This window comes from Pseudomonas tremae (assembly GCF_023278125.1).
Classification (GTDB): Bacteria; Pseudomonadota; Gammaproteobacteria; order Pseudomonadales; family Pseudomonadaceae; genus Aquipseudomonas; species Aquipseudomonas tremae.
Window position 1 is genome coordinate 3897709 of the sequence record NZ_CP066270.1, and the last position, 12284, is coordinate 3909992.

11 protein-coding genes and 1 pseudogene are annotated in these 12284 nt (G+C 57.3%); 1 reads left to right on the forward strand and 11 read right to left on the reverse strand.

All coding sequences use genetic code 11. The annotated features are described in order from the left end of the window. Positions 1-65 precede the first annotated feature (65 nt). The 4 genes and pseudogenes from I9H09_RS17610 to I9H09_RS17625 form a co-directional block, all read right to left on the reverse strand. On the reverse strand, positions 66-785 hold the full coding sequence (locus I9H09_RS17610) for a hypothetical protein (RefSeq protein WP_122323960.1): 720 nt from the start codon (positions 783-785) through the stop codon (positions 66-68). A gap of 182 nt (positions 786-967) precedes the next feature. Continuing rightward, positions 968-1215, reverse strand: a pseudogene (locus I9H09_RS17615) (helix-turn-helix domain-containing protein). Positions 1216-1724: 509 nt separating this feature from the next. After that, a complete protein-coding gene (locus tag I9H09_RS17620) occupies positions 1725-3041 on the reverse strand; it encodes an MFS transporter (protein WP_236502375.1) in 1317 nt (438 codons plus the stop codon). Between the two features lie 129 nt (positions 3042-3170). Next, on the reverse strand, positions 3171-5345 hold the full coding sequence (locus I9H09_RS17625) for a TonB-dependent siderophore receptor (protein WP_122323964.1): 2175 nt from the start codon (positions 5343-5345) through the stop codon (positions 3171-3173). 297 nt (positions 5346-5642) lie between these two features. Between I9H09_RS17625 and I9H09_RS17630 the strand changes: the two genes are divergently transcribed. Further along, the gene (locus tag I9H09_RS17630) at positions 5643-5951 is read left to right on the forward strand and encodes a PepSY domain-containing protein (RefSeq protein ID WP_024669961.1); all 309 of its coding nucleotides are present in this window, start codon (positions 5643-5645) and stop codon (positions 5949-5951) included. 107 nt (positions 5952-6058) lie between these two features. On the opposite strand, the gene I9H09_RS17635 is transcribed toward I9H09_RS17630, so the two are convergent. The 7 genes from I9H09_RS17635 to I9H09_RS17665 form a co-directional block, all read right to left on the reverse strand. Further along, positions 6059-7222 carry a PQQ-dependent sugar dehydrogenase gene (locus I9H09_RS17635; RefSeq protein ID WP_122346745.1) on the reverse strand — a complete coding sequence of 388 codons (1164 nt, stop codon included), beginning with the start codon at positions 7220-7222 and terminating at the stop codon, positions 6059-6061. Between the two features lie 61 nt (positions 7223-7283). After that, positions 7284-7604 (reverse strand): hypothetical protein, encoded by a 321-nt coding sequence (locus I9H09_RS17640; protein ID WP_122323966.1) that lies wholly within the window; start codon positions 7602-7604, stop codon positions 7284-7286. A gap of 231 nt (positions 7605-7835) precedes the next feature. Next, positions 7836-9029, reverse strand: coding sequence for a GAF domain-containing sensor histidine kinase (locus I9H09_RS17645; RefSeq protein ID WP_122346744.1), 1194 nt, complete (start codon positions 9027-9029; stop codon positions 7836-7838). 125 nt (positions 9030-9154) lie between these two features. Then, positions 9155-10336: a PAS domain-containing sensor histidine kinase gene (locus I9H09_RS17650; RefSeq protein ID WP_122323970.1), complete on the reverse strand. Its 1182-nt coding sequence runs from the start codon at positions 10334-10336 to the stop codon at positions 9155-9157. Then, the gene (locus tag I9H09_RS17655; protein WP_122323972.1) at positions 10326-11147 is read right to left on the reverse strand and encodes an alpha/beta fold hydrolase; all 822 of its coding nucleotides are present in this window, start codon (positions 11145-11147) and stop codon (positions 10326-10328) included. The genes I9H09_RS17650 and I9H09_RS17655 overlap by 11 nt, the downstream gene beginning before the upstream one ends. A gap of 171 nt (positions 11148-11318) precedes the next feature. After that, the gene (locus I9H09_RS17660; RefSeq protein WP_024669965.1) at positions 11319-11756 is read right to left on the reverse strand and encodes a nucleoside deaminase; all 438 of its coding nucleotides are present in this window, start codon (positions 11754-11756) and stop codon (positions 11319-11321) included. 34 nt (positions 11757-11790) lie between these two features. Next, complete coding sequence (locus I9H09_RS17665) at positions 11791-12279, reverse strand: hypothetical protein (protein WP_236502376.1); 489 nt, start codon at positions 12277-12279, stop codon at positions 11791-11793. Positions 12280-12284: the final 5 nt, after the last annotated feature.

The following is a 12284-nucleotide window of genomic DNA, read 5'->3' on the forward strand; positions in this document are numbered from 1 at the left end:
GTGCAAAAGCCCTACATTCCTTAAATGATATAAGCAGGGAGAACTGCAACTTGCAGAGCGCCTCTTTAATCAATCGAAAATTCAAAAGAGGAAAGATTATTCAGCAGCCACTCGGGTGTATGCGCTTCCAGCAACGCCGTGATGGGCTGTCCCATGATCAGCTTGCCGTACAGTGCTTCTTCCTGTTCCAGATGGGCCAACTGGACAGCGCGGTAATCAAATGGGTAGATACTCTTCTCGATGGGCAGCAGCCGGTCAAAGTGCTCGAGCAACCCGTGAAAGACGATGCGTCGCTCGACGGTGTTTCGGGTGGTGGCGATGAGTTTGACGAAGTACTCGCTGTCCTGACGCCGCAGGGCTTCACTGGCAGCGTAGCGCTCGACCAGCGTGTGCAGCGATGAATCATCGAACACCATGCAGCACAGGTCCTCTCGCAGTATGTCCTTGAAAGGGTTGTCCACCCCGGGTCGGCGGGAGTTCTTGCCCAGTGCGAATTGCACTGCCCGCTCGGCCAGCCACTGACGCTTGCGCCCTTTCAGCCTTTCTGTGTCCTCCAGCAGCGGCGACTGGCGCCCCAATGACCGAAGCTGTCGAGAAAGCTTTACGAACAAGCCAACGGGGCCACACAGCCTTGCTTGCTGCTCGACCAGCTGCGCCACGGAAAGTGCGGCCTGCCGGGTTGCGAGGCGATGGAAGTTGTTCGTCAGATTCAAGCCTGGCCGATGCGGGTCCAGCCGCAATGACTGATCGGATTCTGATTCGCTCCGAAGAAAACAAACAGTCATGAGTTGCTCCTTTTAACGTTGACGGATTGATCGTACAGGCTGGTTTTTTAACGCTACGTTCTTCGAATAACCCGCCGTATGGCTGCCCGTGCAGCGGCCATACAGCCAGTTTTTTCATACCTGCCTGACAATGTTGGCACTGCGCTGGCCGCACTAACAAGCCACAGGGATGGCAGGACTTATTATGGAGGGGCTGAGACGCGACACAATCCTACAGATGTAGGGGGTCAAAGTTTTTCTGAGGCAGTAATACAGAAACACACCGCGCCATGAGCTCAACGCGTGTTCTTACCTGGTTTTTTCTGAGCAGCGAAGACACGTGATCACGCACCGTATAGTCACTGATACTAAGTTGCCTGGCGATCTCCTTGTTGGTACAGCCCTGCAGCAACAGACCAAGCACTTCTTGTTCTCTGATTGTCACCGACATGATATTCCCTCTCACCATCGTTTTGCCTGAAGGCAAATTTTTGTAGGATGCTTCTTACATCTGTCCTCCATGACTTGATTACTGAATCGGCACAGAGATCACTTTATTTAGAATTGTTTTCGCAGGTCGATCTGCGGCTTGGCTAGCCATCCAGAAACCATACTTCTGAAGGTAAGAAGGTTCTTACAAGCAGCCATACAACAAAGAAAGCTCCTACATAACACCAAGCATAATGACTACGAGCACACTTATAGACGTCGTGAAAAAGCAGCCAGTACAAGTAAATCCTTACTGTACCGATTCTGCACTACAGCCATTTGGAAACATGCGTAAATAGACAGGCGCAAGATAGACTTGAGCACTCGGAATTACAATCAGTTGTTACAATTGAATAACGATTGAGACGTAACGTTGTTGATATCTGTTATGTGACGACTACTCTCACGAAGGAGAGCAGTTGGCGTCACATGTTCAAGCGGACGCCAAGACTGTCGCTAATTCGCCTGCTTTTATCGGGCGTTGCAGCTTGCGGAGTCATCTACCCAGGTTCCATGATGCAGCCCGAACACTGCAGCAGTGACCAGCCCCACAATGCCCATGATCAGACTGAACAGCACGCAGATCCACAGATTCCAGGGCATCAACGCGATGAGCATCAGCGGCGTGATACTTGCCCAGAAGGCGTAGGCGATGTTGTAAGTGAAGGAAATACCCGATACACGGATGTGAGCAGGGAACAGTCCGACCATTACCGAGGGCACCACACCGACGATTCCACAACCGAGGCCGGCAATGGCGTAGGCGATACCCAGTGGCAGCCAATTCTGGATGAGGCTTGCGTAAAGCACGCCGATCCCCACAGGCAGCAGCAGGCTGTAGATCATCACCCCGCGCCAGGCACCGATACGATCGACCAGCATGCCGGCCAGCACGCAGCCAATATTGAGAAAGACGATGCCCAGAGCGCTGAGGGCGAATGTCTGGCTTGCGCTGATAGCAAAACGCTGTTGCATGACAGTAGGGGTAATGACTACCAATATGACCACTGCAGAAGTCAGCACGAAGGTCAGCAGTGCGGCGGGCAGCAGGGAGCGTCGGTGGTTGCGCAAGACCTGGCTCAGCGGCAGTTCTGTCATGCCTTCACGCTGGGCATGCATGGCCATGAACACCGGCGTTTCACTCAACCAGCGACGGAGCCAGACACCCACCACTCCAAATACGCCCCCTAACAAAAAAGGGATACGCCAGGCCCACTCGAGAATTTCTGCGGGGCTGAAGACCCGCGCCAGCCAGGTTGCGGTCAACGCACCGAGCAGATACCCGAAGGTCAGGCCCGCCTGCAGCACCCCGAGTGCATAACCCCGATGCCCCGTGGGCGCGTGTTCCGCCACGAAGGCCCAGGCACTAGGCACTTCGCCACCGACCGCCGCGCCTTGCAGGATACGCAATGCCAACAACACTACGGGTGCCCAATAGCCTATCTGTGCGTAGGTGGGCATGATGCCGATCAACAGGCAAGGCAGCGCCATCATGAGGATGCTGAGGCTGAATACCCGTTTGCGTCCCAGGCGGTCGGCAAAATGCGCCATCATTATTCCGCCAAGCGGCCGGGCAAGATAACCGGTCACGAAGATCCCGAAGCTTTGCAGCAGGCGGAGCCACTCCGGCATGTCAGGCGGGAAAAACAGCTGGCTGAGGGTCAGCGCGAAAAATACGAAGATGATGAAGTCGTAGATTTCCAGTGCCCCGCCCAGTGCTGCAAGGCTCAGGGTCTTGTAATCGGCTTTGCTCAAGGGTTGGGGAGCGGATTGAACGATGGCCGTCATGAAGACCCCGAAACATGGCTGAAAAGAGCGCATGGCGCTCACAGGGCGCGAAGAATAGCAAAGCTTGCAAGCGTGTGTGCCGCGAAGTTCCGGTGCGGGCCTCAGCCCATGCCTCCGCACATACAAGGCTTAGAAATTGATCGACGCAGACAGCCTGGCGGTTCTGGGGGCGCCCATGAACAGATAGTCGTCGCCCAGGTACTCGCCTGCATCGCGCCAGTAGCGCTTGTCGAACAGGTTGTCGATGGTAAGGCGCAGCACGGTGTCATACCCGCTCACCTTGGTGCTGTACCGACTGCCGATGTTGAACAGCGCGTAGTCGCTGACCTGTACCGAGCCTTCACGGTCAGCGTATTTGCTGGCGCTGTACTGCACTCCGCCGAGCAACGCCAGGCCGCGAATCGGCAGACTGTAATCGGCTTGCAGCGTACCCCGGTACTCAGGCACGTTGAGCGTTTGATGACCTTCATAGGCCTCAGTACCACTGCTGTCGACTCTGGACCGGATGGCCGCTGCGCTGGCTGAAATCTGCAGGCGCTCGGTCAGCCAGCCACTCGCGCCAAGCTCCAGCCCGGTGTTTTTCTGCTCGCCCTGCTGGACGTAGGTAAACGTGCCGTCGTCATTGGGCCGGGAATACTGATAAGCCTGACGGGCCTGAAACAGCGCAGCAGTCAGGCTCATGCGTTGCCAGTCGTACTTGATGCCCGCCTCCAGCTGCCGCGATACAGTCGGCGCGAGGATTTCGCTGGCGTTGGTGGTGAACCACGCCGCTGTCCCGCCCAGCGAAAGGCCCTTGCTGTAGCTCGTGTAGAGCGAAACATTGTCGACCGGTTTGTAGATCAGCGCCGCCTGCGGCAGGAACACATAGCGCTCGGTGTGGCGCGCTTCGCTGCCGTCCTCGGCAAACGCCTGCTCGTCGAGCCGCACCTGGCGCCCGCCCAGCACGGTTTGCCAATGCTCGTCGAAGCTTATCCGGTCAATGACAAAAAGCCCGTACTGGCGGCTGTCCAGACGCCGCTCGGTGTGCGGCAGTGGCAGGCCGGACGGTTCGACCGGCACTGACGATTGATTGATGTTGCCAGAGCCCACAAGCTCGTTGAAGGTTCCGCGCGTGTCCACGGTTCGGCGGTAGGCGCTGCTGCCGAAGGTCAGTTGATGCGCCAGCGAACCGGTGCTGAACACTCCGGACATGGCCGCCTCGATCTCGTCATTGCGACGCGTATCGTCAGGGCTGCGGAAATCATAGATGTCATAACCCCCCTCGGCGCTGAAGTGGTTGGGCACCGCCTCAGCCGCACAACTGGCCGAACCATAGCAACCCCAGGCAAAGGCGCTGTAGTCATCGATCACCACCCGGCTGCGCGTTGCGCTGAGACTGCCCTTCCAGCTGTCGTTGAACTGGTATTCGAAGCGCCCGTTCATGTTCAGCGATTCCATACCCACCGGACTGGACCAGTTCTGATAGCCCAGCAGTTTGCGTGGCGAGGCATCATGGGGCAGCGTTGTACCGCCCAACAGTTGATAACCGGGCACCGAACGCTGTTCCTTGTTCTGGTATTCGACGTCCAGTTGCAGCAAGGCGCGTTCGCTGATGTTCCAGTCGAAGGCCAGCGAAGCGAAGTCACGCTGACCGTCGGCGTGCTGCACGTAGGAACGAATATCCTCATGCGCCAGATTCGCGCGCAAGCCGAACTGCTGCTCACTGCCGAACCAGCCACCGACGTCGGTCGCGAGGTAACGCTCACCGTGCTCATTGGTCGAGACCGTTACGGAGCGAACATCCTGCGCCCGTTTGGTCTGGTAGTTGATGACTCCGCCTGGCTCTGAAACGCCACTTTGCAGGCCAGACAAACCCTTTAGCAATTCGACCTGCTGCTTGTTCTCCAGCGCCACGTTCTGTTCACCGGCAATGCTCCGGCCATTGATGCGATAACTGTTGGCCGCATTCAGCGAAAAACCGCGCACCACGAAATTTTCGTAATACCCCACCGGCGCGTACCCGTCGCCCACCGAGGCGTCGTTGCGCAGCACATCACTCAGCAGTTTTGCCTGACGGTCCTTGATCAGCGCTTCGGTGAACACCGAAACCGACGCAGGCGTGTCCAGCAATGATGCCTGCTCAAACCCGCCGACCGAGGCCCTGCCGGCCCTGTAATCGGAAGTACTGTCCTGCTCGCTGAAGCCGGTCACATTGACTGCCTCCAGACTGATCGGCTCGGCCGCCAGCAACGGCGACGCGACGGCCATGCCCAAAGGCAGCAGATGCCAGGCGTAACGCACGGCAGGTCGGTTGGACGCACTCATCGATAAGACTCCGCAAGGACAGCGCCTGGACAGACGCGATGCACCTTCCGGCAGGGGGCAACCTTTTACGTTCACTGCCGGTTTTTTTCAACCTTTACGTGGCGATCGACTATAAACAAAGGGCACTGAAAACGTGGCTGACACAATAGGCAACAAACACGGACGCCACAAATGATACGCGGCAGAATAATTAAGCGTGAATTAAGTAAGTATGGCTAATCTGGACGCAACAAAACCGCTGAACGAATCAGCGCGTCATGAATCAATTAAAAACAGATCAATCAGAAGGAATACCTTATGAAATTTATGCCTGCCCTCTTCGCTGCCGCCGCCCTCACTGCGGCTGCCGGTGTTGCCCAAGCCGATATCGGCCCCGATGAAGTAGTACGCCTGCACAAGGCTGGCACAGTGGGCGACTTTGAACAGTTCAACAAACAGGCCCTCGCAGCACACCCAGGCTTCACGATCCATGATACCGAGCTGGACAAAACCATCACTGGCCAGCTTGTCTACCAGATCGAACTGAAGGGCCCTAACCGTGTTGAATGGAACTACGATGTTGATGCCAAAACCGGCAAAGTAGTTCGTGACGCAGAAGACCATTGATCCAGCGATCTTCTAGTTGCCTACAGAACAGATAAGAAAATTCCCACGTTATTGTGGGAATTTTCAGTTAAAGCCTTAGCGTTCTATTACTTAATCATCATGAGTTATTATTTAGCCAGCCCGACCTTCAGTACGCTGCCATCATCTTCATCGGTCAACACATACAAATAACCGTCCGGCCCCTGACGCACGTCTCGAATACGCTGCTTCATGTCTTTCAACAGTCGTTCTTCATGAACAATCTTGTCGCCGTCAAATTGCAGCCTGATCAACTCTTGAGTGGCCAGCGCGCCGATGAACAGATTGTGGTCCCATGCCTTGATAAGGCTGTGGTCGTAGAACGCCATGCCGCTGATGCCCGGTGACACTTCCCAGACCTGAAACGGCACCTTGGTGCCTTCGACAAACTTGCCCTTGGCCTCAGGGATCGGCTCACCCGAATAATTGATACCGTGAGTCGCGAGCGGCCAGCCGTAATTCTGACCCCGCTCGATAATGTTCAATTCGTCGCCGCCCTTGGGGCCGTGTTCGTTGATCCATACAGTCCCGGTCCACGGGTTGAGCGCTGCACCCTGTGGGTTGCGATGGCCATAGGACCATATCTCAGGCCGGACGTTTTTCTGCCCCACAAAAGGGTTGTCTTTCGGCACGCTGCCGTCCGAATAAAGGCGCACGACCTTGCCTTGCAGCTTGTCCAGATCCTGTGAGGCAGGTCGATTATTGTTCTCGCCCAACGCGATAAACAGGTAGCCGTCGCGATCAAAGACCATTCGCGCGCCAAAATGGTTGCCGACCGACAGCTTGGGCTCCTGGCGGAAGATGACTTCAAAGTCTTCCAGTCGGGTCATGTCAGCCGAAAGACGACCACGACCTGCCGCCGTGCCAGCAGTGTCGCCCTCGGCGGGGGTCTTGCCGCTGCCTTCGGAGTAAGTCAGGTACACCATGCGGTCCTTGGCGAATTCTGGCGACAACACAACATCGAGCAGGCCTCCCTGCTTCTGCGCCCAGACTTCCGGCACGCCGGAAAGCGGACCGGACAACTTGCCGTCAGCCGATACCAAGCGCAGGTTGCCGGATCGTTCTGTCACCAGCATGCCCTGTTTGTCCGGAAGAAACGCCAGCGCCCATGGATGGTTCAGCCCTTCAGCCACAGAGCTGACCGTCACTGTGCCCTGCTCGCTTTTGTATTCTTGCGTAGCAGCGCTGGCCGTCATCGGCAGGCTCAGAATGGCAGCGGTACACCATGTCGCAATCAGGGTTTTTCTAAGCATGAGCATTTCCTTAATGCATTGAACGGGTGCCGCGCCGGTCGGCGGGCGCGTGATCAGAGAGTCAGTTACCGCGTTTGGGGTCGGTTGTCGGTGCAGAGCGACGCGGAGAGGTCTGGCGCGTCGGGTAGCCGTTACCGATACCGCCGTTCTCCAGCGTTGGCCTGCGCACCGGTGGCGCAATATTGGGGCCGGGCGCGCGTGGCGTACTCGATTCCGTGCCCTGACGGCTATTGGGGTTGGAGCGTTTGGTCGGGCTGTTGTAGGGGTTGCTGCTGGCGCCATTATTCAGGGTGCTGTTGGGCAGGGTCTGAGCGTGAACGGCGCTGATGCCGGACAACGCCACAAGCACACCGCCTACAAGATTGCGCACAAAACTGTTCATGACATACCTCTGGGTACAGGTGAAGTCTCCGGGTACGACGAAGGAGACTCAGGCCTTTGATGCCAACCGAGGCTGCAGGTTCGTTCCGACGATGCCGATGAGCAAGTAAAGCGGTGCGAGAGTTTGTAACAAAGATGGTCAAAGCACGGCGATGTTGAACAGCGAGGCATCGGCAAACGCAGCGTTCTGCGAGGCCTTAGAGGGCGTCAGGCGATCCCGCGCCATTGGTTTTCAGCAATCGCTGGCCGACTTCAACGGCATGCTGAAAGTGAATACGGTGCCACCTTCATGCGTCGAGCACACCTCAAGCACGCCGCCATGAGCTCGGGCTATCTCGCTGGCAATGTACAAACCCAAGCCCAGTCCGGCCTGCGGTTCGTTGGTAATCGGCCGTGAGTATGGAAGGAAAAGCTGCGAACGCATCGACTCGGGGATCGGCTCGCCCTGGTTGGCAACGCTGAGCACAAACAGATCACCGCGCACGCCGGCATTCACCTCGACCGAGCTTTGGGCGTAACCATGAGAGATTGCGTTGGACACCAGATTGGACAGCAATTGTGCGATTCGCTCATGGTCGCAGCGAATAAGCTCGAGCGCTCCGATACTCGAGCGAATCAGCCGGCCAGGATGCACACGCTGCACCTCGGAGATCACATGTTCAAGCGTCTTGTCCAGGCCATGAGCGTCGTGAATACTCAACGGAATGCCGTGCCCCATGCGACCACGGGCAAAATCCAGCACGTCATCGACCAACTGCGAAGCACGCTGGCCCGAGGTCAGGATGTGCTGGACGACTTGCAGGGTCTTGTCATCCAGCGGGCGGCGCAGCAACAGCTCGGCACCTGCATTGATGGCAAACAGCGGGTTACGCAGGTCATGCCCCAGAACGGCGATGAATTGATCGCGCAGTTCGGCCACCTCACGCTCGGCCAGAAGATCGGCCTGCACCCGCTGCATGTTTTCCTCGGCCTCTATCTGCAATGCCAGAAGGCGCGCGAATGACACCATCATCGCCTCGATAGGCGTGCCGGTCAGTTTGGCGGGCTTGGGGTCCAGCGCGCAAATGGTGCCGAAAAAGCTGCCATCCGTGAGAAAAATCGGTATCGATATGTAGCTCTGAAAGTTGTAACGACGCGGGGTGTGATGCGCGCAGAACATCTCGTCGTCAGCAACGTGATCAATCACTACCGGTTTGTGAGAGGAGCGTATCTCGTGACAGATCGTACTGGTCACTTCCAGCTCGCCACCGGGCTTCAAACCGAAATTAAGGTTGTCGAGGACTGCGCAGGCCGTCCAGGAGTCTTCGGTAACGCGCGCCACTGCCGCGAAGCCCAGGCCAGTGGACTCGGTAATGACTTGCAGGATAGCCGGCACCGCGCTGATACGGCTGATCGTGGCTACATCATTTGAAATGGAATGCCGCATGTAAGACCTGTCTAGCCTGGAGGTAATGGCGCAGCGCGACATTCTACGTGCCTGACGCGTCTTTGTGCGCCAGGGATCGACCTGTTTGAAGATTGCCCCGACGAGTAGCCGTGGTTACGTAGACTTCAGCTTTTTGCAGTGGGCCGCGGAAAAGCGACAGTGAAGGTCGTGCCGGCCTGCGCCGAAGAATTGACCGTCACGTCTCCCAGGTGCGCACGGACGATTTCGCGCACGATAAACAGCCCGAGCCCAACCGTGCGGGTTTCGTCGCTGTCACTGACCACACGAACCACCGGCTCATACAGGTCATCGACCTTTTCCATTGGTATGGGCTCGCCTTCGTTATGCACTGACAGCTTGATCAGATACGTCTCGAATGACGATGTGATCAATACCTCACTGTGATCGGCGCCGTAATTGACGGCATTGCTCACCAGATTGCTCAGCATCTGCAGCAAACGGTCCGGGTCAGCGACACAGGCGCCCTCACCTTCGCTGCGGTGCGTCAAGACCCGGTCGGGGAACGCCTGACGCAACTCCTCGACACCCTTAGCGATCAGCGCATGCAGGTCAACAGGCTGAGGGACAACGGTAATGCCGCTGCCGACGCGGGCATGGGTGAAATCCAGCAAGTCGACGATCATGCGCTCGGCACGGTCGGTAGAATGGTGAATGTGACCCAGAATTCGCTCCTGGCGCGACTCCAGCGGGGTACGCTCCAGCAGGCCGGCGGCCATCTTGATGGCCGCCAACGGGTTGCGCAGGTCGTGGCTGACGATACCGATCATCTGCTCGGCAAAAATCGCGCGTATCTCTGCTTCGGCATGGGCCAGACGCAGGCGGTTGCGCGCCGAAGTCAGCTCGGTCTGAACCGTCATCTGCTGCTGCAGCAACTCTTCGGCCATCTTGCGCGATGCCAACAATTCGCGCTCGTACTTGTTGCGCTCTTCGGCGAGGAACACCGCCACTTCATGCAGAAACCCGGACGGGTATTCGCGGCGCACGGCGTTGAGCATCATGGGCACCGGGTGGCCATCGGCGTGCAGCAGCTCGACCTTGACCTCGGCGATCGAGCCCTGGCTCTGCAGCAGCGGTGCCCAGTGGGTCTGCAAAAAGACCTTGCCGGCAAGGTTCAGCAAATCCTGAAAACGGCGACCCACGACAGCCTCGCGCTCCAGCCCCAGCCAACGGCAAAAAGTCAGGTTGACACGCTCTATGGTGCCGTTCGGCAGGGTCACCACCAGCCCGCAGGCGGCGTGCTCGTAAAGGTCTTCCGTAAGCGGCAGAGTCACTTGTTCAAGCGACATGTTCGGCGCTCTCGTAGAACGCCAGAAACTGGTTCATGGCAGTGATGCATTCGTGCGGCGCACTCATGTGCGGGTAATGCCCGACGTTGTCGATCATGTGCAGCGTGCTGTCGGTGATGACCCGATGCAGGTATTCACCCACCTGAACTGGCACGACAAGGTCATCGCTACTCTGCAGGATCAGCGTTCGGGTCTTGAGCTTTTCGACATCAGCACGATGATCGGAGAGAAAGGTGACACGGGCGAACTGCCTGGCAATCTCGGCATTGGTGCGGCAGAGGCTGCTGGCAAGTTCTTCACTCAGCTCAGGCGGGTTCGAGGTGCCCATGAGGGTCGGCGCCATGGTGCTGGCCCAACCCAGATAATTGCTTTCGAGCGTTTCCAGCAGTGAGTCTACATCCGCCCGCGTGAAGCCACCGACGTAGTCACCGTCGTTGAGGTAATGAGGTGACGGGCCGACCATGACCTGGCCGTCGAAACGGCCAGGGGATTCAAGCTCGGCGAGTACCGCAATCATGCAACTGACCGAATGCCCGACATGAATGACGGGGCCAGCGCCCGCATACTCGCTCACCAGCTCAAGCAAGTCGGTCGCGTAGCCCTTGAGTGATGCGTATTTATGCGGAAACCAGGTCGAAGTATCCGACTGGCCGCTGCCCACCAGATCAAACAGCACAACCTTGAAGCGCTCTGCAAAGTGCGGGGCCATGAACCGCCACATGTGCTGATTGCAACCAAATCCATGAGCGAAAATCAGGGTGGCCGGTCCCTCACCCATAACGTTGACGTTGTTGCGCTGCTGGACCGACATATCGGGCTCCGAAAAATGACCACGGTACCACCGTGGTGTGCATGCACTAAGGACAATGAGAGAAGATTATCATCGTTAGCGGCACACTAGTGGCACAAACCGCAGTCAGCGATTTAAATTCGGAGCGTCGCAGTACTCAGGGCAGGTACAGGAACAATTGACAACCAGCCGTTACTCGCCGATGTCTTCGTTCCACAGGTCAGGCTTGTTGTTAATGAAGTTCTGCATCATGTGTTTGCATGCTGCATCATCAAGTACATCGATCTGCACCCCTCGTGAGCGCAATAAGTCTTCTTCGCCCATGAAAGACTGGTTCTCGCCCACAATGACCTTGCGAATGCCGTAGAGCAGAATCGCACCGCTGCACATGGCGCAAGGCGAGAGCGTTGTGTAGAGCACCGCCTCCCTGTACACGCTGGCAGGTTGGCGACCGGCATTTTCCAGTGCGTCCATTTCACCGTGCAGCGTGGCACTGGCATTTTGCACCCGACGATTGCGACCACGACCGATGATTTTGCCGTCGTGGACAATAACCGAACCGATCGGGATACCACCCTCTTCCTGCCCACGCTGCGCCTCTTCGAATGCCGCTCGCATGAATGCGTCCATGATTTTGCCTCGCGTCGTTAACGTTAAGTAGGTGTCAGTGTTGCAGCGTCATTTGAGTATTGCCCAGTGCGCGTGCCACAAATTGTTCGAGCAGTTCAGAGGATCGAGCTTTCATATCAGTAATGACTCTTGCATTTCTCACTCTGAAGCTGTTTGCCAGTGATAGCGAACTCTCGCCCTGATCGAGCGAGCGCAGTTCCTCGGCAGTGAATGAGTGCGCGTAAGAGGCCGCAAGATTGCGATCCCACTGGCTCTGGTAATCAGGCTGCAAATAGCGCAGTTCGTTCTGCACCAAGGTCTGGGCCTCGATCCTGCCGACCGATTTCACCATAGCGGCAAAAGCGGCAGTACGCGAGGCGGCCTGATAACCCAGCCAGGCCAGCCCCTCGCCCAGATTTCGCTGCTCTACCAGTGCCAGCGCCGTGTCGTCGACATCTTCGGCACTCACCGGCCGCAGGGCATCCAGCCCCAGACACGCAACCAATGCCAGCCCGGTATGCCACACCCTGCGCGAGCCTTGCATATGTC